Genomic DNA, 22,131 nt, shown 5'->3' on the forward strand with positions numbered 1-22,131 from the left:
TCCGGGTGAAATCCCCGTTCGAGCAGGGCACGACCACTCCGAGATCGCTAGCGTGGCGGTACACCCGCGCCGCGCCCCGAGGAGTACTCCGCTGTCCAGCCATCTTCCGGCACAGGTCCGCGGTCCGGCCTCCGCCCCCGGCGCCGGACTGGCGCGATTCAACTCCCTGCCGCCCGAGACCGCCCGAGCCGTCCTGCTGCGCTGCTGCGGCAGCGGGCGCTGGGCCCACCGGGTGGCCGCCCACCGCCCCTACCCGGACACCGCCGCCCTCCTCGCGGCCGGCGAGGAGGCCTCGTACGACCTCTCCCAGGGCGACCTCTCCGAGGCGCTGGCCCGGGAGTCCTCGGCCGAGCTGGGCCAGGGCGCCCCGTACGCCGCGCTCCTCGCCCTCGACGCGGCGCGGGCGGAGTACGAGCGGACCTTCGGGCACGCCTTCGTGATCTGCCTGGACGGGCACCCGCCGGAGGAGCAGGTGGACCAGCTGCTGGCCGCGATCCGCCGGAGGATGGCTCACGAGATCGACGAGGAGCGCTCGATCTCCGCCGAGGAACTGCGCCTGGTCGCGCGCTCCCGGACCCTCCGGCTGCTGGACCGACTCGCCGGTGCGCGGCCCTGGGACCCGGACGACGGTCTGCCTGCTGCCGATTTCGGGCTATTTGCCCCTGTGGGATAGCCCGTCCGTGCCTGTTTGATCACACCGACGGACCCCGGGCGAGGGAACCGACGAAGCGTCGCTACGATGTCCGGGGCCGGTGGACCGTACCCGGCCGGGCCCGACCGACAAAGAAGCCGGCTGGCCCCCGCCCCGCTTCCGGAGGGTTTTCCGTGCCGGCTGGAACGTTGTACCGCGGCCGGGAAGGAATGTGGTCCTGGGTGGCTCATCGAGTCACCGGCGTCCTCATTTTCTTCTTCCTGTTCGTACACGTCCTCGACACCGCTCTCGTCCGCGTCTCCCCCGAGGCGTACGACGATGTCGTGGCTACCTACAAGACTCCGATCGTCGCGCTGCTGGAGTACGGCCTCGTCGCCGCAATCCTGTTCCACGCGCTCAACGGTCTCCGTGTCATCGCCGTGGACTTCTGGTCCAAGGGCCCGCGTCACCAGAAGTCGATGCTCTGGTGGGTCGTGGGTATCTGGATCGTGCTGATGATCGGGGCCCTGTACCCCGTTCTCGGCCACGCCTACCTCGAACTGTTCGGGAAGTGACACGCATGTCTTCTGACACTTCTTCCGCCCAGGCGATCGGCGACGTGGAGGGCGTTTCCCTCTACGACACCGACAACCCGGCGCCGTACATCGAGGCCCCGCGCAAGCGCACGGGGAAGACCCCGCGCTCGACCCGCGGCAACTTCGAGATGGCCGCGTGGCTCTTCATGCGCCTCTCGGGCATCGTGCTCGTCGTCCTCGTCATCGGCCACCTGCTGATCCAGCTGGTGCTGGACGGCGGCGTCTCCAAGATCGGCTTCGCCTTCGTGGCCGGCCGCTGGGCGTCCCCGTTCTGGCAGGTCTGGGACCTGCTGATGCTGTGGCTGGCCATGCTGCACGGCTCCAACGGCCTGCGTACCGTCATCAACGACTACGCGGAGCGTGCCAACACGCGGCTGTGGCTGAAGGGCCTGCTCTACACCGCCACGGTGTTCACCATCCTTCTGGGCACGCTGGTGATCTTCACCTTCGACCCGAACATCCGCTAGGCAACGGGGCTGAGGCGAAACAAGATGAAGATCCACAAGTACGACACCGTCATCGTCGGCGCAGGTGGCGCGGGCATGCGCGCCGCCATCGAGTCGACGAAGCGCAGCCGCACCGCCGTGCTGACGAAGCTCTACCCCACCCGCTCCCACACGGGCGCCGCGCAGGGCGGCATGGCCGCCGCGCTGGCCAACGTGGAGGACGACAACTGGGAGTGGCACACCTTCGACACGGTCAAGGGCGGTGACTACCTGGTCGACCAGGACGCCGCCGAGATCCTGGCGAAGGAGGCCATCGACGCGGTCCTCGACCTCGAGAAGATGGGCCTGCCGTTCAACCGCACCCCGGACGGCACCATCGACCAGCGCCGCTTCGGCGGCCACTCCCGCAACCACGGCGAGGCGCCGGTCCGCCGGTCCTGCTACGCCGCGGACCGCACGGGCCACATGATCCTCCAGACGCTGTACCAGAACTGCGTCAAGGAGGGCGTGGAGTTCTTCAACGAGTTCTACGTCCTGGACCAGCTCCTGGTCGAGGAGGACGGCGTCAAGAAGTCGGCCGGTGTGGTCGCGTACGAGCTCGCCACCGGCGAGATCCACGTGTTCCAGGCCAAGGCCGTCATCTACGCCTCCGGCGGCACCGGCAAGTTCTTCAAGGTGACCTCCAACGCGCACACCCTGACGGGTGACGGCCAGGCGGCCTGCTACCGCCGCGGCCTGCCGCTGGAGGACATGGAGTTCTTCCAGTTCCACCCGACGGGCATCTGGCGCATGGGCATCCTGCTGACGGAGGGCGCCCGCGGTGAGGGCGGCATCCTCCGCAACAAGGACGGCGAGCGCTTCATGGAGAAGTACGCGCCGGTCATGAAGGACCTCGCGTCCCGTGACGTCGTCTCGCGCTCCATCTACACGGAGATCCGCGAGGGCCGCGGCTGCGGCCCCGCCGGCGACCACGTGTACCTGGACCTGACGCACCTCCCGCCGGAGCAGCTCGACGCGAAGCTCCCGGACATCACGGAGTTCGCGCGCACCTACCTCGGCATCGAGCCCTACACGGACCCGATCCCGATCCAGCCCACCGCGCACTACGCCATGGGCGGCATCCCGACCAACGTCGAGGGTGAGGTCCTGTCGGACAACACCACCGTCGTCCCGGGCCTGTACGCGGCCGGCGAGGTCGCGTGCGTGTCGGTGCACGGCGCCAACCGCCTGGGCACCAACTCGCTGCTCGACATCAACGTCTTCGGCAAGCGCTCCGGCATCGCCGCGGCGAAGTACTCGCAGGAGAACGACTTCGTCGAGCTGCCGGAGAACCCGGCGCAGCAGGTCGCCGACCTGGTCGAGCACCTGCGCAACTCCACGGGCAAGGAGCGGGTCGCCGACCTGCGCCTGGAGCTCCAGGAGACGATGGACGCGTGCGTGATGGTGTTCCGCACCGAGCAGACCATCAAGACCGCGGTCGAGAAGATCGCGGAGCTGCGCGAGCGCTACAAGAACGTGTCCGTCCAGGACAAGGGCAAGCGCTTCAACACGGACCTGCTGGAGGCCATCGAGCTGGGCAACCTGCTCGACCTGGCCGAGGTCATGGCCGTGTCCGCCCTGGCGCGCAAGGAGTCCCGCGGCGGTCACTACCGCGAGGACTACCCGAACCGCGACGACGTCAACTTCATGCGCCACACCATGGCGTACCGCGAGGTCGACGCCGACGGCAAGGACTCCGTCCGCCTGGACTACAAGCCCGTCGTCGTCACCCGCTACCAGCCGATGGAGCGTAAGTACTGATGGCCACCCCCACCCTGGACAAGGTCGAGGCCGAGGCCGCGGCCTCGCACAACATCACGGTCACCTTCCGGATCCGCCGCTTCAACCCCGAGGTCTCGGCCGAGGCGGAGTGGCAGGACTTCCAGATCGAGATCGACCCGAAGGAGCGCGTGCTCGACGGTCTCCACAAGATCAAGTGGGACCTCGACGGCACGCTGACCTTCCGCCGCTCGTGCGCGCACGGCATCTGCGGCTCCGACGCGATGCGGATCAACGGCAAGAACAGGCTCGCCTGCAAGACGCTGATCAAGGACATCAACCCGGAGAAGCCGATCACCGTCGAGGCCATCAAGGGCCTCACGGTGATGAAGGACCTCGTGGTCGACATGGAGCCCTTCTTCCAGGCGTACCGCGACGTCATGCCGTTCCTGGTCACCAAGGGCAACGAGCCGACGCGTGAGCGCCTGCAGTCCGCCGAGGACCGCGAGCGCTTCGACGACACCACCAAGTGCATCCTGTGCGCCGCGTGCACGTCCTCGTGCCCGGTGTTCTGGAACGACGGCCAGTACTTCGGCCCGGCGGCGATCGTCAACGCCCACCGCTTCATCTTCGACTCGCGCGACGAGGCCGGCGAGCAGCGGCTGGAGATCCTGAACGACAAGGACGGCGTGTGGCGCTGCCGCACGACGTTCAACTGCACCGACGCGTGCCCGCGTGGCATCGAGGTCACGAAGGCGATCCAGGAAGTCAAGCGCGCCCTGATCACGCGCCGCTTCTGATCCCTTCCGGCTGAGCCCGAGCCCGAGGCCCGCACCCCGTTCAGGGGTGCGGGCCTCGGGTGCGTTCGGGGGTGCCTCAGGGTCGGGTCAGGGGTGGTCCCGATGGTCCGGCGATCTTCCGCACGGCAGGCTTACGGGCATGACGAACCCCGCGAACTCCGCTTCCCGCAAGGCCCGTTGGGCGACCGCGATCGCCGCCGGCGTGGCGCTCGCCGCCATCGGCGCCGGTACCCTGCCCGCCGTGGCCTCCGCCGCCGAGCGGCCCGCCGGCGCCCCTGTCACCGGCGTCGTTCACACCCACGACCGGCTGGACCGCGCCGCCCTCCAGGACTCCCTCGACGGGCTCCCGGACGTGGCCGTCAGCGGAGCCCTGGCCCGGGTGAGCGGCAAGGACGGCCGCTGGAGCGGGGCGGCCGGGCCCACGGTGCCGTCGGCCGACGCGAACTTCCGGATCGGCAGCGTCACCAAGGTGTTCACCTCGACGGTGACGCTCCAGCTGGTCGCGGAGGGCCGCCTGGGCCTGGACACCCCCGTCCAGCAGGTCCTGCCGGGCGCCCTGCCCGCCGACTGGGCCCCGATCACGATCGGGCAGCTGCTGAGCCACACCAGCGACCTGCCCAAGCCGGTTACGCCGGGCCCCGGCACCACTCCGGCCTCGGCCGTCTCCGACTCGGTGCGGGCGGCCGGTGCGTGGCAGCCCGCACCGGGGTCCAAGCAGCAGTACAACGGCCTGAACTACCTGCTGCTCGGCATGGCCATCGAGAAGACGACCGGCCGTACGTACGCCGAGGAGGTGCAGCGCCGCATCGCCCGGCCGCTGGGGCTGCGCCACACCTACGTGCCCGCCGCCGACGACCGGTCGCTCCCGGCCCCGCACACCCGGGCCCTGTGGGACGCCTCCGGGAAGGGCACCGGCGAGCTCGTCGACAACTCCCGGCAGAGCCCGTGGGCCTGGGCGGAGGGCGGGATGATCTCCAACGCCCCCGAGCTGGACCGGTTCTTCACCGCCCTGATGAACGGCCGGCTGCTGGAGCCCGCGCAGCAGAAGCTGCTGACCGAGGCGGTCCCGGGCTTCGAGGGGACCCGCACCTTCAGCCGGGGCGGGCTCCAGCACTGGGAGCTCGGCCCGGGTACCTGGGTCTGGGGCAAGACCGGCTCGTACGACGGCTACACCAGCGGGCTCTTCATCAACGAGGACCGCAGCCGGGTGCTGGTCTACTCCCTCAACCCGACGAACCGCAGCCCCCAGAAGAAGGAGGACGGCCTGACGGAGCGGGACCACATCTTCAAGATCGCCGGCGCGGCCTTCTGATCCCGCCACGGAGGAGTGAAGCCGCGCCACGGCACGTCGACACGGGCGGCCCGGCGCGGGAGCATGACCGGATGTGACGAGGCTCGCCAAGACCGCATGTCCGGACCGGAGTTCGCACCACCTCGGGCGGCGGACGTTCCTCACCGCCCTGGGGACCGTCGCCGCCACGTTCGCCACGGGGGTCCCCGCCCACGCCACCGCACACGCACGGGACGCCGCCACCGCCGCCGAGTACGTGGACGTACAGCTCCTCAACATCACCGACCTGCACGGCTACCTCCAGGGCGCTCCCGGCGGCAACGCCGTGATCAGCGGCAACGGCGGCCGGACGTACACCGTCGGCGGGGTCGCGTACATGGCCGCACACCTCGCCCGGCTCCGGGACGGGCGGGCCAACTCCTTCTTCTTCACCCCCGGGGACGCCTTCGCGGGCTGGGAGTTCGACGCCGCCGCCTTCGCCGACGAGCCCACCATCGAGGCCCTCAACAGGATGGGGCTCGACTTCGCGACCGCCGGGAACCACGAGTTCGACAAGTCCCCCGCCATGCTGCGGCGGCACATGGAGCAGGGCGTGCCGTTCCCCGTCGAGGGCCGGGACGCCTCCTTCACCGACTCCTCCGGCGCCCGCTTCCACGGCGCCGACTTCCGGTACCACAGCGCCAACGTGGTCTGGGGTGCCGACGGGCGGACGGTGCTGCCCGCGTACAACGTCGAGACGGTCCGCACCGCGGCCGGCCAGGAGCTGCGGATCGGGTTCATCCACCTGACCGCCCTCGGCACCGAGCTGATGCCCGGCTCCTACCAGCCGGGGCTCGCCACCCTCGACGAGGTCGCCACCGCGGACCGGTACGCGGCCCTGCTCAAGGCCCAGGGCGTGGGCGCCATCGTGCTCAGCGTCCACGACGGGGCGGTGGCCGGGGCCGACTTCAACAGCGGCGCCGACCCCTCCGGTCCGGCCCTGGACCTGGCGCTGCGGGTCTCCCCCGACATCGACGCCATCGTCACCGGGCACTGGCACACCCGGTTCAACATGATGGTCCCCGACCCCGACGGCGTTCCCCGCCCCTTCGTCGAGGCGGGCTGCCACGGCCAGCTGATCAACGAGATCAGCCTCCGCCTCGACCCGGCGACCGGCAGGGTGGTCCGGGAGCTGACCGTGTCCGTCAACCACCCCAACACCCGCGACGTCGCCCCCGATCCGGCCCTCAAGGCGGTGGTCGACTACTGGGCCGGGCAGGCCGCCGCGCGGGACGCCACCCGCATCGGCCGGCAGACCGGCTCGTTCTCGCGTACGCGCAACACTGCCGGCGAGTCCACCATGGGCGACCTGGTCGCCGACTGGGCGCTGTGGGCGGGCCGCAGGCCGTCCGACCCGGAGAACGACGCCAACGTCCACCCCAACGTGCCGGCCCAGCTGGCGCTGGTCGCGGCCGCGCCCCGGGTGGGTCAGGCGGTCATCGCGGGGGACCTGCCGCGCGACGCCGCCTCCGGCGGGGCGGTCACCTTCGGCCGGGCGTGGCGGGCCGTCGGCTTCGGCGACCCGGTCGTCAGCGCGACGGTGACGGGGCAGCAGATCCACGACGCCCTGGAGCAGCAGTGGACGACGGCGGCGAGCGGCGAGCTGCTCTTCGCGCCGCTGGCCGTGTCCGGGAACGTCCGCTACACGTTCGACGCCCGGGGCGCGGTCGGCGACCGGGTCGGCCCGGCGGACGTGTTCGTCGACGGCGTCCCGCTCGAACCGGCCCGGAGCTACCGGCTCGCGGCCCCCTCGTACACGTTCCTGGCGTACGACGGGTACGCCGCGCTGCGCGGGTTCCAGGCCCCGTACCGCCACCAGCGCGACTTCGAGAGCTTCGTCGCGTACGTCCGCGAGAGGCAGACCCTCGCCCCCGCGCCGCTGAACCGGGTGACGGCCGCGAACACGGCCCGGCGCGGCGCCGATGTGGGCACCGTCCTGGAGCCGGGCCCGTACCTGCTGGCGGACGGCTCCCCGATGCCCCGGCCGGAGGCGGCCCTCGTCGCGGCGGACCGCCCGCCCGCGACGCCCGGGGGGTTCCGGCCGCCCTGCTGAGCACACCGCCGCCCACAGAGAACCCTTGAACCTGTTCAAAAACAGGTCTACAGTCAGTCCTGCCAGGATTTGAACACGTTCAAGGGGGCTGGGGCAATGGACCTCACCGTGGTCGCGTACGTCATCTACCTGTTCATCAGCATCGGCCTGACCGTCTGGGTCGCCCGTACGCTCAGCCGCAACGGCCGCGTCTTCATCGCCGACGTCCTCCAGGGCAACGAGAAGCTCGCGGACGCCGTCAACCACCTCCTGGTGGTCGGCTTCTACCTGGTCAACATCGGCTTCGTGACCCTGTACCTGCGCTCGGGCGAGACGGTCCTCGAAGCCCGCGGCCTCTTCGAGGCGCTGTCGGTCAAGCTCGGCGTCGTCCTGCTGGTCCTCGGCGTCATGCACCTCGGCAACGTGTGGGTGCTGAGCCGGATGCGCCGCCGCGGGATCATGGAGCGGCAGGCCGCGCAGCTGCCGCCCGTGCCGCCGGTCGCCCCCCAGGGGTGGACCGCGCCGGCCGGGGCCTGAGCGTGGCGCGGGCCGCGCGGGAGGCCGGGCCCGGCGTCCGGTACCTGACCGTCCTCTACGACGCCGACTGCCCCGTGTGCACCGCCATCCGGAACTGGCTGATCAGGCAGCGGCAGCTGGTCCCGCTGCGGCTGGTGCCGGCCGCCTCCGCCGAGGCCTGGCGGAAGTTCCCGAAGCTGGCGCACTCCGAGACGCTGCGCGAGATCACCGTCGTCGGGGACGGAGGCCAGGTGTGGCGGGGCACGGACGCCTTCATCGTCTGCCTCTGGGCGCTCGCCGAGCACCGCTCGAAGGCCGAATGGCTCGCCACCCCGGCGGGCCGCCCCTTCGCCGGGGCGGCCATGAACACCGCCGCCGCCGTCCGGCACGCGGTACGTACCAATTCCGAAGCGGAGTCCGGGGAACCGGCCTGTGACGATCACTGCTCCGCGCCCCGATAAGGTCGGACACCGTGACAGATCAGAAGGCGCCCAAGAGCGAGCAGACCCGCACGCTCATCCTCGAAACCGCCCTCCGGCTCTTCCAGGAACGCGGGTTCGACAAGACGACCATGCGGGGCATCGCCAAGGAGGCGGGTGTCTCGGTCGGCAACGCGTACTACTACTTCGAGTCGAAGGAGCACCTCGTCCAGGGCTTCTACGACCGGATCGGCGCGGCCCACCAGGCGGCGGTGCGGCCCGTCCTGGACCAGGAGGCCGATCTCCAGAAGCGGCTGGCCGGCGTGCTGACGAGCTGGCTGGACATCGCGGAGCCCTACCACGAGTTCGCCTCCCAGTTCTTCAAGAACGCGGCGGATCCGGAGAGTCCGCTCAGTCCCTTCTCGGTGGAGTCGGAGCCGGCGCGCAAGGCGGCCATCGGCATCCACCGCGAGGTGCTGGCCGGGGCGAAGACCAAGGTGCCGGCCGAACTGGCCGACGTGCTGCCGGAGCTGATGTGGCTCTCGCAGATGGGCCTGGTCCTGTACTGGGTCTTCGACCGCTCCCCCGGCAGCGAGAAGACGCGGCGGCTCGCCGAGCGCGGCGCCCAGCTGACCACGCGGGGCATCGTGCTGGCCCGGTTCCGGGTGCTGCGCCCGCTGGTGCGCGAGGTGCACGAGCTGTTCGCGGACTTCCTGCCGGGCATGGCCCAGACGGCGGCCGCGCGCGGCGGCAGGCGCGCCTCGGACCCCCACCCCGGCGAGGAGTGAGGGTCCGGGGGCAGGGGCGGCGGGGGCCGTCTCAGCCCAGGACGAGGAGGGTGGCCACCGCCGGGCCGAAGGCCCCGCCCAGCTGGTAGCAGAGGGTGAAGAGGCCGATGGCGCCGGGCCGGTGGGCCTCGTCGGGCGCGGCCGAGACGGCGTGGGTCGACAGGACCGCGTTCGCGGCGGTGGCGGTGAACACGCCCACCCCGGTGGCCAGGACCAGCAGGAGGCCCGAGTCCGCGAAGACCCCGATGAGCGCGGCGGTGGCGCCGGCCGCGACGAGGACCGTACGGACGGCCGCGCGGCCCATCCGGGCCGAGGCGGCGGCGAGCAGCCAGGACAGGGCGGCCCCGGCCAGCAGCGCGACCAGCTGCCCGGTCCCGGCGGAGGCCGCGTCCCAGCCGGCCCGGTCGGCGAGCAGCCGGGGCGCCGCGAAGAGCAGGGTGAAGTAGGAGGTCGACAGCACCAGCGCGAGCAGGGCCGAGACCACGAAGACGGGCCGGCGCAGCAGCGCGGTGGGCACGAACCCGTCGGGGCGGCGGCGCACGTGCAGGGTGAGCAGCACGGCGGCGGCCAGGGCGCCGGCGAGGGCGGCGAGGGGCTGGGTCGGCAGCAGCACCAGGGCGGTGGCGAGGGCGGTCAGCAGGGCGGCGCCGCGCCCGTCGAAGCGGCCCGCGGGGTCCGGTGCGGTCCCGCTCCCGGCGTGCCGGAGCACGGCGGGGACCGCCAGCAGGGCGCCGGCCTGGACGGCGAGGGCGAGCCGCCAGGAGGCGCCGTCCGCGAGGGTCCGGCCGAGCAGCGGGCCGGCCGCGCCGAGCATGCCGAAGCCGGCGCTGATGACGCCCATCCGGCGGGCGGTACCGGCGAGGCTCATCGCCGCCGCGACCAGTCCGGCGCCGCCCGCGGCCTGGGCGCAGCGGCCGAGGAGGGTGAGCGGGAGCCAGGGGGAGACGGCGACGAGCAGGGTGCCGCCCAGGACGAGGGCGGCGGCGAGGCGGAGCACCGCGGCCAGGCCCCGGCGGCGCAGGAGTCCGGCCATGAGCGGGGTGCCGGTGGCCATGGCCCAGCCGAAGGCGGTGAGCAGCCAGGCGGCGGTGGCGTCGGCGACGCCGAGCGAGCGGGCCATGTCGGGGAGGATCAGCACCGGCGCGTTGGCCCCGGCGGCGACGGGGGTGGCCAGCAGGGCGAGCCAGAGGACCGGGACGGGCGTCCGGCCGGCGGCGGCCGCCGGCGCCCCGGTCCTGCTGCTGGTGGTGGCGGTGACCGTCATGGACGACCCACTCCCCTTCATCTCTGAACCTTGACAATCTCAACGTTGAGATAAAAACAGAGAGACTGCCTCAACGTCAAGTGTCTTAACGTTGAGGTATTCTCGGGGCATGGAAGAGGACAACGCTCAGGACATCGTGGCCACGATCGTCGGCGAGTGGGAGAAGGAGCGCCCCGACCTCGCGGAGGCGCTGTGGCCCGTCGACGTCCTGGCCCGGATCCAGCGCATGAACCGGATCATCGACAAGTACCTCAAGACCTTCACCGCCGAGCACGGCCTGGAGGTCGGCGAGTTCGACGTCCTGGTCAGCCTGCGCCGGTCGGGCCCCCCGTACGCGCTGACCGCCGGCGCGCTGATCCCGGCCGCCATGGTGACCTCGGGCGCGATCACCAACCGGATCGACCGGATGGAGGCCAAGGGCCTGGTCGAGCGGGTCCGCGACGAGGCCGACCGCCGCTCGGTCCGCATCCGGCTGACCGAGGCGGGCGCCACCCTGGCCGACACGGTCATGGAGCAGCACCTGGGGCACTACGCGCGCCTGCTGGCCCCCCTCGACCGGGAGACCTGCGAAGCGCTGGCCGGCCCCCTGCGCACCCTGCTGCTGGCGCACGGGGACACCCTCGCGCCCCCTACAGCCAGTTGAGCTCCCACAGCCGCCACACGCCCGTGCCGTCGGAGAGGAACTGGGAGCCGGTGACGGCCTCCCGGGAGAGCACGTAGTCCTTCTTCTGCCAGATCGGCAGCATCGGCACCTGCTGGGCCACCACCCGCTGGAGCTCGCGGAAGTCGGCGGCGGCCTCGGCGCGCTCGGAGTGGGCCTGGGTGCGGGTGATCAGCTCGTCGACGTACTTGTCGGAGAAGCCGTTGTTCATGCTGGAGTCCCGGCCGACCAGCGGCGCGAGGAAGTTGTCCGCGTCCGGGAAGTCGGCGATCCAGCCGATCGTGTAGGCGTCGAACTGCCCGGCCGCGTAGGCCTTCTGGAAGTCCTCCCAGGCGTCGACGGACTTGATCCTCACCTGGAACAGGTTCGTCGACTCCAGCTGCCGCTTGATCTCCTCGGCCTCGGCGAGGTTCGCGCCGCGCGCGTTCACCCCGAGGGTGACGGTGACGGGCGCGGTGGTCCCTGCGTCGCGCAGGAGCTTGCGGGCGGTCGTGCCGTTGGGCGCGGGGTACGCGTCGAAGAAGGGCGTGCTGTGCGCCGGAACGCCCGCCGGGACCAGGGAGTAGAGCGGGGTGACCGTGCCCTTGTGGACGTCCCCGGCGATCTTGGAGCGGTCCAGTACGGCCGCCACGGCCTGGCGCACGGCCGGCTTCTCCACCGCCGACCCCGGGCGGACGTTGAAGACGAGGTTACGGGTCTCCGTGCCGCCGGTGGCCTGGTAGCGGGTGTCCTTCAGGCCCGGGTTGAGGCCCGCGAGCACCGCCGGGGGCATGTCCCGGTGCGCCACCTCGACCTCGTGGTCCCGCCAGGCCTTGTCGAGCTGCGCGGAGTCCTTGAAGTACCGGACGGTGACCAGCGCCCGGGCGGGGCCGCCCTGCCCCTTGTACGCCGGGTTGGGCCGCAGCTCGGCGCTGGTGCGCGGGCGGTACCCGGCCAGGGTGTACGGGCCCGAGCCGTCGGCCTTGCCGTCCTCGCGCAGCGCCTTGGCCGGGTAACGGTCCTTGTCGACGATCGAGGCGGCGCCCGTGGCGATCTTGAAGGGGAAGGTGGCGTCGCGGGAGGAGAGGTTGAAGGTGACCGTGCGGCCCTCGGCCTTGACCGACTGGAGGCCGGTGAAGAGCGGGGCCGGCCCCTGGTCGGAGTTGATCTGCTTGATGCGGTCGAAGGAGAACTTCACGTCCTCCGCCGTGACGGCGCGGCCGTTGGAGAAGGTCAGGTCGGGGCGCAGCTCGCACTGGTAGGTGGTCAGCTTCTGCCCGACGAACTTGCAGGAGGACGCGGCGTCCGGGACCGGGGTGGCGGAGCCGGGCCTGATGGTCAGCAGCGACTGGTAGATGTTGCCGAACAGGGCCCAGGAGCCCGCGTCGTAGGCCCCGGCCGGGTCGAGGGCCGAGACCACGTCGGTCGTGCCGACGCGGATGGCGCCGCGGCCCTCCTCGTCGGAGGGCAGCAGCTGCCAGGCGCCGACGCCGGCCGCGCCGAGGACCAGCCCGGCCGCGATCACCTTCGAGCGGACAGACCGCATCCCCGAACCCCGTCCATCGATGTCCGATATCCGAACGACCTCTCCGACTATCGGTCACTGAACCACGGAAAATCGGCCGCGGGAAGGCCCGCGATGCCCGGTCGGGCCCGGTCAGGCCTGGTATGAGGCGAGTTCGACGACGGTGATGTCGGACGGCGCCCCGACCCGCACCGGCGGCCCCCACGCGCCCGCGCCCCGGGACACGTACAGCTGGGTGTCCCCGTAGCGCTCCAGGCCCGCGACGGTCGGGTTCGCCAGCTCGGCCAGGTACTTCCCGGGCCACAGCTGGCCGCCGTGGGTGTGCCCGGAGAGCTGGAGGTCCACGCCGTGCCGGACCGCCTCGTCGATCACGATCGGCTGGTGGGCGAGGAGTACGGAGGCACGGGCGCGGTCCCGGTCCCCGAGGGCCGCCCGGAAGTCGGGGCCCTTGCCCTCCTTCTCCCCCTGGACGTCGTTGACCCCGGCGAGGTCGAAGTGGGGCAGCTCGCGGCGGGCGTTCTCCAGGGGGGTGAGGCCGAGCTCGCGGACGTGGTCCACCCACTGCTGGGCGCCGGAGAAGTACTCGTGGTTCCCGGTGACGAAGAAGGAGCCGAGGCGGGCGCGGAGTTCGCGCAGCGGCTCGGCGGCCGGGCCGAGGTCGCGGACGTCGCCGTCCACGAGGTCGCCGACGATGGCGATGAGGTCGGGCTGGGTGCGGTTGACGGTGTCGACGATGCGGCGGGTGTGGGCGCGGCCCAGCACCGGGCCGAGGTGCACGTCGCTCACGACGGCGATCCGGAACCCGTGCGCGGCGCGCGGCAGCCGGGCGAGGGGCACCTGCACCCGCTTCACGCGGGGGCCGCGGAGCACACCGTACGTCCCGTTCCCCACGACCCCGGCCGCGGCCACGGCAGCCGCCCCACCGAGCACCCGCGCCACGAACACCCGCCGAGTGGCGACGCCGGCCGCCGTCCCGGCCGCGGTGGCGACACCCGTCTCCGTCGCCGGACCGCCCGCGGTGGCGGTACCGGGCGCCGTCGCCAGACCGGGCGCGGTGGTGTCGGCCCGGGCGGGCGCGCCGGGGGCGGGAGCGTTGGTCGGCCGGTCGGCGGAGGCGGGGCCCTGCGGGGCCGTTCCCCCACCCGCCCCTTCCCGCAACCGGAGCTCCGCCCCGGACGCCCCGCCCGGCTCCGCCGGGGGCTGGGGCTGCGCCCCGGACGCCCCGCTGGAAACGGCGGGCACCAGATCGAGCCCCTCCGGCGATTGAGGAGCGGGGCCCGCGGCCACACCGCCCGGCGCAGCCGGCTCGGTCGGGGGCCGGGGCTGCGCCCCGGGTGCCGGGTCGAGCCCCTCCGGCGATCGAGGAGTCGGGGGCGACGGGAGCCGGCGGAGCCACAGGCGGCGGATCGGTTCCGCCACGGCCATCGCCATCGTGAGATACAGCAGCACCGCCAGCCACATGTACCCCGGCCACGCCACCAGCCGCTCCAGCCAGAACGGCGCGCCCGCCCGGCCCGCCGTCAGCGCGGCCAGCGCCAGCAGCGGCAGCGCGAAGGCCAGGACGGTGCCCGCCCTCCGTGCCGGCCCGCCCGCACGGGTCGTGTCGCGGACCAGGCGGACCCACAGCCACCGGTGGACCAACGCAAGGAGCGCCAGTACCGCAACGACCGCCACAATCACCACAAACACGGTCATCGCGATTCACGTCGCAGAGCGAGGACGCTGCGCAACCCGATCACACCAACGGCGGTCCCCAGGAGAAAGGACGTGACCGCCAGGAGAAGGTGGACCCAGAAGTAGGCCGTGGGCTGACCGTCGTCGAATGCCAGACCGCTGGCGTCATTGAAGAGGTTCTTCACGAACGTGGACCAGATCACCCAGGACCAAGCGCCGAACGCTGCGAGGAACCAGGACGCGGTACGGCTCAGTTTCATGTCCCCAGTATCGGATTCGTCCCCAGGACGGACGCGCCGGGGTGGGCCGTACCGGGGGTGGTTGGGCCCGGTTGGCCGGTCCCGGACGTCCGGCAGTCCATCGGGATGTACGTTCACCTGCGTGTCTGCCAAGAAGACCGCACTGACGGTCCTTTCCGCCGCACTGCTGGTCCCGGCGGTGCTCGTGGCACCCGCGAGCACACCCGCGCTCGCCGCGCCCACGCCGCCCCCGGCGGCCGACGGGAAGGGGCAGCCCCCCAAGGCGCCGAACGCCCCCGCGCCGCCCCCCTCGATGTCCACGGTCGGCGGCGCCCGCCTCGGCCAGCCCGGCACCCAGGTCAACCCGCTGCCCGGCGCGCCCGCCCTGCCCGCCAACCTCAGCGGCCGGTCCTGGATCGTGGCGGACGCCGAGACCGGCGAGGTGCTCGCCGCGCACAACGCGCACTGGCGGCTGCCCCCGGCCTCCACCATGAAGATGCTCTTCGCCGACACCGTGCTGCCCGGCCTCCCCAAGGACCAGGTGCACCACGTCACCGACCAGGACATGGACGGCGTCGGCCCCGGCAGCAGCCTGGTCGGCGTCAAGGAGGACCACGACTACAGCGTCCACGACCTGTGGCTCGGCGTGTTCCTGCGCTCCGGGAACGACGCGGTGCACGTGCTCTCGGCCATGAACGGCGGCATCGACAAGACCGTCAAGGACATGCAGGCCCACGCCGAGGAGCTCCAGGCGCTGGACACCCACGTGGTGTCCCCGGACGGCTACGACGCCCCCGAGCAGGTGTCGAGCGCGTACGACCTCACCCTCATCGCCCGCTCCGGACTGCAGAAGCAGGACTTCCGCGAGTACTGCGGCACGGCCGAGGCGAAGTTCCCCGGCCGGCAGGAGGCGGGCAGGCCCCGCGAGTACTTCGAGATCCAGAACACCAACCGGCTGATGACCGGCGCCGGCGGCATCACCCCGTACAAGGGCATCGCCGGGGTGAAGAACGGCAACACCACCATGGCCGGTTCCACCTTCACCGGCGCCGCCCAGCGCGGCGACAAGAAGCTGCTGGTGACCGTGATGAACCCGGACAACGGCGGGGTCAACTCGGTCTACGAGGAGACGGCCCAGCTCTTCGACTGGGGGTTCGAGGCGGCCGGGAAGGTCAGGCCGGTCGGCGAGCTGGTGCCGCCGAAGAGTGCGGACACCTCCCCGCTCGGCTCCCCCGCCACGACCCACGAGAAGGGCCGGCCCGCGGCGGGCGGCGAGGCCTCCGGCAGCGGCGGGCTCGGCACGGCGCTCGGCATCGCGGGCGGGGCGCTGGCCGTCCTGGCCGGCGGGGCCTACGTGGTCAACCGCCGCTGGCCCCGGGGCCGCCGCGGCCCGGGAGGCGGCACCGCCTCCTAGGCCGCCTCCTCCTGCCTCTCGTCCTGCTGCTCGTCCTGCTGCTCGTCCTGCCGCTCGTCCTGCTCCTCGTCCTCGTCCCGGGTCGCCGTCCAGGCCGCGCAGAAGAGCAGCAGCTTCGCCGTGAAGCTGATCCACAGCAGCAGGGCGATCGGCACGCCGAAGGCCCCGTACATGCTCTTGGCCGCGACCCCCCGCATGTAGCCGCTGAGCAGCAGCTTCAGCAGTTCGAAGCCCGCCGCGCCGATGAGCGCCGCCTGGATCAGGCGGCCGCGCGGCGGCTCGACCCCGGGCAGCAGGGTCAGCAGGTACAGCAGCAGCAGGAAGGCCGCCAGTACGCCGACGACGAAGGCCGCGGCGCGCAGCAGCGCCCCGCCCGCCCCCTCGCGCGCGATGCCGAGGAGTTCGGCGGACTTGCCGACCGCGCTGGCCCCGATGATCGACGCGGCGGCCGAGGCGAGGGCCGCGCCGCCGAGGCCGAGGAGGACCAGGGCGTCCTTGCCCTTGCGCAGGAAGGGGTTGCCCTCGTCCTCGTCGTCCTTCTCCCAGACGGCGCGCAGGCAGTCGCGCATCGACCCGATCCAGCCGATTCCGGTGAAGAGGAGCACGGCGCCGGCGACGATGCCGACGGTGCCCGCGTTGGCGACGAGCCCCTCCAGGTCGAGCTGGTCGGAGATGCCGGGGACCTGTTCGGCGAGGCTCTTCTGGAGCTTGTCCAGCTGCTCCTGGCTGAGCAGGGCGGCGCCGACCGCGGCGGCGACGGTGATCAGCGGGAAGAGCGCGAGGAAGCTGATGAAGGTGATCGCGGCGGCCAGCCGGCTCCAGTGCACGCGGTCGAGGCGCTCGTAGGAACGCCAGGCGTGGGTCCGCGTGGCGGCGGAGACCGCCGGCCCGACCACCGGGAGTTTCTTCAGCCAGTCCATGGGGGCCACCGTAAATGAGCTCAGCGAAATAGCGGGGATTGCCGGTTTCGGGCGATACGGTCGTCGACTGTGACTTTTCGCCCTACGGATCGTCCCCAGGCCCACCCGTTCCATGCCCTGCTACTGCGGGGTTTCCGCTTCCGCGCGCGCCGGGCCGCCCCGCGGCTGCTGCGTCAGGGGCGCGGCACGGCCGCGCCGGCCGGCGGGGCGGGCTGCGCGGGGACGCCGACGGCGCCGGTGCCGAAGGGGTACTCGCGCAGCTTGCGCCAGACACCGTCCGAGCCCTGCTCGTAGAGCGCGAAGCCCTCGCACAGCCAGCCCGCCGCGTAGTCGGCGAGCTCGGCGAAGGCGCGGTCCATCGCTTCCTCGGAGATCCCGTGGGCGACGGTGACGTGCGGGTGGTACGGGAACGCCAGCTCGCGGGCGAGCGGTCCCTCGGGGTCGCGCACCTCGCCCTGGAGGCGGGTGCAGCCCGGGGTGCCCTCGGCGAGGCGGACGAACACGACCGGCGAGAGGGGGCGGAAGGTCCCCGTCCCCTCCAGCCGCATCGGGAAGGGCGGGAAGGCCCGCGCGACCTCGGCCAGGTGGGCGCGGATCGCGGGCAGCCGGTCCGCCTCCACCTCGGTGGGCGGTACGAGGGTGACGTGCGTGGGGATGCCGTGCGCGGCGGCGTCCCCGAAGCCGGCGCGCAGCTCCTGGAGCTGGCTGCCGTACGGCTCCGGGACCGCGATCGAAACGCCGAGCGTTACGGTCCCCACGTGTGTCTCCTTGGTGTGTGTACGAGGTGCTGCCGCTCAGTGTGGCGGCAGCACCCCCTCGGCCGCCAGGGGCCCGAAGTCCGTCAGTGCTTGGCGGGCAGGAAACCGAGGTGGTCGTAGGCCTGCGCCAGGGTCTCCGCGGCGACCGCCCGGGCCTTCTCCGCGCCCTTGGCCAGCAGGGAGTCCAGGGTCTCCGGGTCGTCCAGGAACTCCTGCGTGCGCTGCCGGAAGGGTGTGACGAAATCGACCATCACGCCTGCGAGGTCGGTCTTGAGCGCTCCGTAACCCTTGCCCTCGTACGAGGCCTCCAGGGCGGGGACCGACTCGCCCGTGAGGGTGGAGAGGATCGTGAGCAGGTTGCTGACGCCGGGCTTGTTCTCGGTGTCGAAGCGGATCACGGTGTCGGTGTCGGTGACCGCGCTCTTGATCTTCTTCTCGGTGACCTTGGGCTCGTCGAGGAGGTTGATCAGGCCCTTGGGGGAGGACGCGGACTTCGACATCTTGATCGCCGGGTCCTGGAGGTCGTAGATCTTCGCGACCTCCTTGACGATGTGCGCGGCGGGGAGGGTGAAGGTCTGGCCGAAGCGCTGGTTGAAGCGCTCGGCCAGGTCGCGGGTCAGCTCGATGTGCTGGCGCTGGTCCTCGCCGACCGGGACGGCGTTCGCCTGGTAGAGCAGGATGTCGGCGACCTGGAGGATCGGGTACGTGAACAGGCCGACGCTGGCGCTGTTGACCCCGCCCTTGGCGGACTTGTCCTTGAACTGGGTCATCCGGCTGGCCTCGCCGAAGCCGGTGATGCAGTTCATGACCCAGCCGAGCTGCGCGTGCTCCGGGACGTGGCTCTGGATGAAGAGCGTGCACCGCTCGGGGTCCAGGCCGGCGGCGAGGAGCTGCGCGGCGGACAGCCGGGTGTTCGCGCGGAGGTCCTTCGGATCCTGCGGCATGGTGATCGCGTGGAGGTCGACGACCATGTAGAAGGCGTCGTGCGTCTCCTGGAGGGCGACGTACTGGCGGATCGCTCCGAGGTAGTTCCCGAGGTGGAACGAGCCGGAGGTGGGCTGGATGCCGGAGAGCGCGCGAGGACGGTCAGAAGCCATGCCCCCCATTCTTCCACCTGCCGAAGCCGCCTCCGTGCGGTGGGCCGGTGCCGGTGCCGGTTGGTCGGGTGCGGGTGGGTGGGCCGCTGCGCGGGGCTTGCTCCCCGCCCCGCCCTTCGCCCGTTCCCCGGGCTGCGCCCGGACCCCTCCTGGGGGCTCCGCCCCCAGACCCCCGCGCCTCAAACGCCGGCGGGGCTGAGATGTGCTGCGCACATCCAGCCCGCGCGGCGATTGAGCGCACCGGGCGCGGAGCGTCCGGTATCGGGGTCAGGGGCAGCGCCCCTGGGAACGGTGGAAGGGCGGGTAGGGGACCTCGCCCGCGCAGCGGCCCACCACCCGCACCCGACCCCACCGGCACCCGCCACCCGAACCGACCCCGCCCAACGGGCCGGCGGACGGAGTCCGGCGCAGCGGCGCGAAGCCGGAGAGGCGCCCCGGCGCCGAGCCGCGCGAGCGGCGCGTCAGAGGGGGAGCCCCGGGGCCGGGAAGGCCGACATGAGGGACGAGACCTCGGCGCGGATGCCGGCAAGGGCCGGCTCGTCGGCCTTGGCGGCGGCGTCCACCGCGCGGGAGATCCAGTCCGCCACCACCGGCATGTGCGCGGCGGTCAGGCCGCGCGAGGTCAGCGACGGCGTGCCGATGCGGATCCCCGACGGGTCGAACGGCTTGCGCGGGTCGAACGGCACCGTGTTGTAGTTGACCACGATCCCCGCCCGGTCCAGCGCCTTCGCCGCGACCTTGCCCGGGACGTCCTTGCCGGTGAGGTCGATCAGGATCAGGTGGTTGTCCGTGCCGCCCGAGACCAGGTCGAAGCCCCGCTCCAGCAGCGCCGCGGCCAGCGCCTTCGCGTTGGCCACGACCGCGTGCGCGTACGAGACGAAGGACGGCTGCGCGGCCTCGTGCAGGGCCACCGCGATGCCCGCCGTCGTCTGGTTGTGGGGGCCGCCCTGGAGGCCCGGGAAGACCGCCTTGTCGATGGCCTTCGCGTGCTCCTCCTTGCACATCAGCATCGCGCCGCGCGGGCCGCGCAGGGTCTTGTGGGTGGTCGTGGAGATGACGTCCACGTGGCCCGCCGGGGAGGGGTGGGCCCCGCCCGCGATCAGGCCGGCGATGTGGGCCACGTCCGCGACGAGGACCGAGCCGGCCTCCTGGGCGATGGCGGCGAAGGCCTCGAAGTCGATGGTGCGGGGCAGGGCCGTACCGCCGCAGAAGATGATCTTCGGGCGTTCGGCCAGGGCCAGCGCCCGCACCGCGTCGTAGTCGATGAGCCCGGTGCCGGGCTGCACCCCGTACTGGACGCCGCGGAACCAGGAGCCCGTGGCCGAGACGCCCCAGCCGTGCGTCAGGTGCCCGCCCATCGGCAGGGCCATGCCCATCACCGTGTCGCCGGGCTTCGCGAAGGCCAGGTAGACGGCCAGGTTGGCCGGGGAGCCGGAGTACGGCTGGACGTTGGCGTGGTCCACCCCGAACAGGCCCTTGGCCCGCTCGATCGCGAGGGCCTCGACGCGGTCGATGTTCTGCTGGCCCTCGTAGTAGCGGCGGCCCGGGTAGCCCTCGCTGTACTTGTTCTGCAGGACCGTGCCGGAGGCCTCCAGCACGGCCGCGGAGACGTAGTTCTCGCTGGGGATCAGCCGCAGGGTCTCCGCCTGGAGGGTCTCCTCGGCGGACACGAGCGCGGCGAGCTCGGGGTCGGTGGCGAACAGGGCGGGCTGGCGGTGGTGCGCGGTCATCGCGGCTCCTCCGGGGTCGATGTCGAATCTCGTCCCCGCGAGGCCCAGGCGAGCGGCCCTGTGTGCGGTCGTGCGCGCACGACTCCCCCGGAGTTGGTTCTCCGTACGCCAGTCGCCGTGCGTACCGAACACCATAGCGGGCGCGGCACCGATGAGGTTTCCGGTTCCACGATCCGAGCGACGATACAAATGACGTCACCCACGTCACCCGCGCCACCAGCCAGACGGACGATCGGAGACCCCGTGTCGAGAACTGCTGATGCCATCCGCTCCGCCGACGAACACAGCGCGCACAACTACCACCCCCTGCCGATCGTCGTCGCGTCGGCGGACGGGGCGTGGATGACCGACGTGGAGGGCCGCCGGTACCTCGACATGCTCGCCGGGTACTCGGCGCTCAACTTCGGGCACGGCAACCGCAGGCTGATCGACGCCGCCCGCGCGCAGCTGGAGCGGGTCACCCTCACCTCCCGCGCCTTCCACCACGACCGCTTCGCCGACTTCTGCGCCGAACTCGCCGCGCTGTGCGGCAAGGAGATGGTGCTGCCCATGAACACGGGCGCGGAGGCGGTGGAGACGGCGGTCAAGACGGCCCGCAAGTGGGGGTACGAGGTCAAGGGCGTCCCGGACGGCCAGGCCAAGATCGTCGTCGCGGCGAACAACTTCCACGGCCGTACGACGACCATCGTGTCCTTCTCCACCGACCACGAGGCCCGCGACCACTACGGCCCCTACACGCCCGGCTTCGAGATCGTCCCGTACGGGGACCTGACCGCCCTCGACGCCGCCGTCACCGCCAACACCGTGGCCGTGCTGCTGGAGCCGGTCCAGGGCGAGGCCGGGGTGCTGGTCCCGCCGGCCGGGTACCTGGCGGGCGTACGGGAACTGACCCGCGAGCGGAACGTGCTGTTCATGGCGGACGAGATCCAGTCGGGCCTGGGCCGCACCGGCCGGACCTTCGCCTGCGACCACGAGGGCGTCGTGCCCGACGTGTACGTCCTCGGCAAGGCGCTCGGCGGCGGTGTGGTGCCGGTGTCGGCCGTGGTCGCCGACCGGGACGTGCTCGGGGTGTTCCGGCCCGGGGAGCACGGGTCCACCTTCGGCGGGAACCCGCTCGCCTGCGCCGTCGCGCTGGAGGTCATCGCGATGCTGCGCACCGGCGAGTACCAGCAGCGCGCCGCGGAACTCGGCGACCACCTGCACCGGGAGCTGAACCTGCTGATCGGCGGGGGCGCGGTGACCGCCGTCCGCGGCCGCGGGCTGTGGGCGGGCGTGGACGTCGACCCGGCGATCGGGACGGGCCGCGAGGTCTCCGAGAAGCTGATGGAGCTCGGCGTCCTGGTGAAGGACACCCACGGCTCGACGATCCGGATCGCGCCGCCGCTGGTGATCTCCAAGGAGGACCTGGACTGGGGCCTCGACCAGCTGCGGTCGGTGCTCTGCGCGTAGTGGTCCCGGCGGCGGGTACGGCCGTACCCCGGCCGTGCCCGCCGCTGCGGTGGACACGGGGAGCGGCCCGGCGGACGATGGAGGGACCCGTACGGGTGCGCGTCC

General features: G+C 72.2%; 21 protein-coding genes and 1 riboswitch. Of the genes, 13 read left to right on the forward strand and 8 right to left on the reverse strand.

Annotated features, from left to right (window positions below; translation table 11 throughout):
• Positions 1 to 52 precede the first annotated feature (52 nt).
• The 10 genes from OG553_RS12550 (at position 53) to OG553_RS12595 (ending at position 9,316) form a co-directional block, all read left to right on the forward strand.
• Positions 53 to 673, forward strand: coding sequence for a 2-oxo-4-hydroxy-4-carboxy-5-ureidoimidazoline decarboxylase (locus OG553_RS12550; RefSeq protein WP_405979073.1), 621 nt, complete (start codon positions 53 to 55; stop codon positions 671 to 673).
• 152 nt (positions 674 to 825) lie between these two features.
• On the forward strand, positions 826 to 1,206 hold the full coding sequence (sdhC, locus tag OG553_RS12555) for a succinate dehydrogenase, cytochrome b556 subunit (RefSeq protein ID WP_405979074.1): 381 nt from the start codon (positions 826 to 828) through the stop codon (positions 1,204 to 1,206).
• A gap of 5 nt (positions 1,207 to 1,211) precedes the next feature.
• Positions 1,212 to 1,694 carry a succinate dehydrogenase hydrophobic membrane anchor subunit gene (locus tag OG553_RS12560; protein ID WP_405979075.1) on the forward strand — a complete coding sequence of 161 codons (483 nt, stop codon included), beginning with the start codon at positions 1,212 to 1,214 and terminating at the stop codon, positions 1,692 to 1,694.
• A 24-nt stretch (positions 1,695 to 1,718) separates the two neighbouring features.
• Positions 1,719 to 3,473, forward strand: coding sequence for a succinate dehydrogenase flavoprotein subunit (gene sdhA / locus OG553_RS12565; protein WP_405979076.1), 1,755 nt, complete (start codon positions 1,719 to 1,721; stop codon positions 3,471 to 3,473).
• On the forward strand, positions 3,473 to 4,231 hold the full coding sequence (locus tag OG553_RS12570; RefSeq protein ID WP_125818876.1) for a succinate dehydrogenase iron-sulfur subunit: 759 nt from the start codon (positions 3,473 to 3,475) through the stop codon (positions 4,229 to 4,231). The genes sdhA and OG553_RS12570 overlap by 1 nt, the downstream gene beginning before the upstream one ends.
• A 139-nt stretch (positions 4,232 to 4,370) precedes the next feature.
• Positions 4,371 to 5,543, forward strand: coding sequence for a serine hydrolase domain-containing protein (locus OG553_RS12575; protein WP_405979077.1), 1,173 nt, complete (start codon positions 4,371 to 4,373; stop codon positions 5,541 to 5,543).
• Positions 5,544 to 5,616: 73 nt separating this feature from the next.
• Positions 5,617 to 7,614, forward strand: coding sequence for a bifunctional metallophosphatase/5'-nucleotidase (locus OG553_RS12580; RefSeq protein ID WP_405979078.1), 1,998 nt, complete (start codon positions 5,617 to 5,619; stop codon positions 7,612 to 7,614).
• 96 nt (positions 7,615 to 7,710) lie between these two features.
• Positions 7,711 to 8,130 (forward strand): hypothetical protein, encoded by a 420-nt coding sequence (locus OG553_RS12585; protein ID WP_405979079.1) that lies wholly within the window; start codon positions 7,711 to 7,713, stop codon positions 8,128 to 8,130.
• Positions 8,106 to 8,570, forward strand: a complete 465-nt coding sequence (locus tag OG553_RS12590) for a thiol-disulfide oxidoreductase DCC family protein (RefSeq protein WP_405979080.1) — start codon at positions 8,106 to 8,108, stop codon at positions 8,568 to 8,570. The genes OG553_RS12585 and OG553_RS12590 overlap by 25 nt, the downstream gene beginning before the upstream one ends.
• Positions 8,571 to 8,581: 11 nt before the next feature.
• Entirely contained in the window at positions 8,582 to 9,316 is a 735-nt protein-coding gene (locus OG553_RS12595) for a TetR/AcrR family transcriptional regulator (RefSeq protein WP_405979081.1), read from the forward strand.
• 31 nt (positions 9,317 to 9,347) lie between these two features.
• Here OG553_RS12595 and OG553_RS12600 read toward each other — a convergent pair whose 3' ends face one another.
• The gene (locus OG553_RS12600; RefSeq protein ID WP_405979082.1) at positions 9,348 to 10,580 is read right to left on the reverse strand and encodes an MFS transporter; all 1,233 of its coding nucleotides are present in this window, start codon (positions 10,578 to 10,580) and stop codon (positions 9,348 to 9,350) included.
• Between the two features lie 109 nt (positions 10,581 to 10,689).
• Here OG553_RS12600 and OG553_RS12605 point away from each other — a divergent pair, with 109 nt between their 5' ends.
• Positions 10,690 to 11,223 carry a MarR family winged helix-turn-helix transcriptional regulator gene (locus tag OG553_RS12605; protein WP_405979083.1) on the forward strand — a complete coding sequence of 178 codons (534 nt, stop codon included), beginning with the start codon at positions 10,690 to 10,692 and terminating at the stop codon, positions 11,221 to 11,223.
• On the opposite strand, the gene OG553_RS12610 is transcribed toward OG553_RS12605, so the two are convergent.
• From OG553_RS12610 to OG553_RS12620, 3 genes are all read right to left on the reverse strand, one after another.
• Positions 11,210 to 12,766: an ABC transporter substrate-binding protein gene (locus tag OG553_RS12610; RefSeq protein ID WP_405979084.1), complete on the reverse strand. Its 1,557-nt coding sequence runs from the start codon at positions 12,764 to 12,766 to the stop codon at positions 11,210 to 11,212. The genes OG553_RS12605 and OG553_RS12610 overlap by 14 nt on opposite strands.
• A 111-nt stretch (positions 12,767 to 12,877) precedes the next feature.
• Positions 12,878 to 14,440 carry a metallophosphoesterase gene (locus OG553_RS12615; RefSeq protein ID WP_405979085.1) on the reverse strand — a complete coding sequence of 521 codons (1,563 nt, stop codon included), beginning with the start codon at positions 14,438 to 14,440 and terminating at the stop codon, positions 12,878 to 12,880.
• Positions 14,437 to 14,679, reverse strand: a complete 243-nt coding sequence (locus OG553_RS12620; RefSeq protein ID WP_405979086.1) for an SCO4848 family membrane protein — start codon at positions 14,677 to 14,679, stop codon at positions 14,437 to 14,439. Before OG553_RS12620 ends, OG553_RS12615 begins: the two co-directional genes overlap by 4 nt.
• A gap of 121 nt (positions 14,680 to 14,800) precedes the next feature.
• Between OG553_RS12620 and OG553_RS12625 the strand changes: the two genes are divergently transcribed.
• On the forward strand, positions 14,801 to 16,072 hold the full coding sequence (locus OG553_RS12625; protein WP_405979087.1) for a D-alanyl-D-alanine carboxypeptidase family protein: 1,272 nt from the start codon (positions 14,801 to 14,803) through the stop codon (positions 16,070 to 16,072).
• Here the strand turns inward: OG553_RS12625 and OG553_RS12630 are convergent.
• The 4 genes from OG553_RS12630 to glyA all read right to left on the reverse strand — a co-directional run bounded on the left by OG553_RS12630 (position 16,069) and on the right by glyA (position 20,577).
• Positions 16,069 to 16,992, reverse strand: coding sequence for a YhjD/YihY/BrkB family envelope integrity protein (locus tag OG553_RS12630; protein ID WP_405979088.1), 924 nt, complete (start codon positions 16,990 to 16,992; stop codon positions 16,069 to 16,071). The genes OG553_RS12625 and OG553_RS12630 overlap by 4 nt on opposite strands.
• 173 nt (positions 16,993 to 17,165) lie before the next feature.
• On the reverse strand, positions 17,166 to 17,750 hold the full coding sequence (locus tag OG553_RS12635) for a 2'-5' RNA ligase family protein (RefSeq protein WP_405979089.1): 585 nt from the start codon (positions 17,748 to 17,750) through the stop codon (positions 17,166 to 17,168).
• A gap of 83 nt (positions 17,751 to 17,833) precedes the next feature.
• On the reverse strand, positions 17,834 to 18,847 hold the full coding sequence (gene trpS / locus OG553_RS12640; protein WP_405979090.1) for a tryptophan--tRNA ligase: 1,014 nt from the start codon (positions 18,845 to 18,847) through the stop codon (positions 17,834 to 17,836).
• 461 nt (positions 18,848 to 19,308) lie between these two features.
• Entirely contained in the window at positions 19,309 to 20,577 is a 1,269-nt protein-coding gene (gene glyA, locus OG553_RS12645) for a serine hydroxymethyltransferase (protein ID WP_405979091.1), read from the reverse strand.
• Between the two features lie 35 nt (positions 20,578 to 20,612).
• Positions 20,613 to 20,703: riboswitch (ZMP/ZTP riboswitch) on the reverse strand.
• A 117-nt stretch (positions 20,704 to 20,820) separates the two neighbouring features.
• Between glyA and rocD the strand changes: the two genes are divergently transcribed.
• Entirely contained in the window at positions 20,821 to 22,026 is a 1,206-nt protein-coding gene (gene rocD, locus OG553_RS12650) for an ornithine--oxo-acid transaminase (RefSeq protein ID WP_405979092.1), read from the forward strand.
• The last annotated feature ends 105 nt before the right edge of the window (positions 22,027 to 22,131 follow it).

It is taken from the genome of Streptomyces sp. NBC_00158 (genome assembly GCF_045160885.1).
Taxonomy (GTDB): Bacteria; Actinomycetota; Actinomycetes; order Streptomycetales; family Streptomycetaceae; genus Streptomyces.

Bases quoted from the DNA above. Each gene is read 5' to 3' on its own strand.
- OG553_RS12600 (WP_405979082.1), bottom strand. From the start codon at position 10,580: ATGACGGTCACCGCCACCACCAGCAGCAGGACCGGGGCGCCGGCGGCC.
- trpS (WP_405979090.1), bottom strand. From the start codon at position 18,847: ATGGCTTCTGACCGTCCTCGCGCGCTCTCCGGCATCCAGCCCACCTCC.
- OG553_RS12630 (WP_405979088.1), bottom strand. From the start codon at position 16,992: ATGGACTGGCTGAAGAAACTCCCGGTGGTCGGGCCGGCGGTCTCCGCC.
- OG553_RS12585 (WP_405979079.1), top strand. From the start codon at position 7,711: ATGGACCTCACCGTGGTCGCGTACGTCATCTACCTGTTCATCAGCATC.
- OG553_RS12560 (WP_405979075.1), top strand. From the start codon at position 1,212: ATGTCTTCTGACACTTCTTCCGCCCAGGCGATCGGCGACGTGGAGGGC.
- OG553_RS12605 (WP_405979083.1), top strand. From the start codon at position 10,690: ATGGAAGAGGACAACGCTCAGGACATCGTGGCCACGATCGTCGGCGAG.
- OG553_RS12620 (WP_405979086.1), bottom strand. From the start codon at position 14,679: ATGAAACTGAGCCGTACCGCGTCCTGGTTCCTCGCAGCGTTCGGCGCT.
- OG553_RS12610 (WP_405979084.1), bottom strand. From the start codon at position 12,766: ATGCGGTCTGTCCGCTCGAAGGTGATCGCGGCCGGGCTGGTCCTCGGC.
- sdhA (WP_405979076.1), top strand. From the start codon at position 1,719: ATGAAGATCCACAAGTACGACACCGTCATCGTCGGCGCAGGTGGCGCG.
- OG553_RS12570 (WP_125818876.1), top strand. From the start codon at position 3,473: ATGGCCACCCCCACCCTGGACAAGGTCGAGGCCGAGGCCGCGGCCTCG.
- glyA (WP_405979091.1), bottom strand. From the start codon at position 20,577: ATGACCGCGCACCACCGCCAGCCCGCCCTGTTCGCCACCGACCCCGAG.
- OG553_RS12615 (WP_405979085.1), bottom strand. From the start codon at position 14,440: ATGACCGTGTTTGTGGTGATTGTGGCGGTCGTTGCGGTACTGGCGCTC.
- OG553_RS12575 (WP_405979077.1), top strand. From the start codon at position 4,371: ATGACGAACCCCGCGAACTCCGCTTCCCGCAAGGCCCGTTGGGCGACC.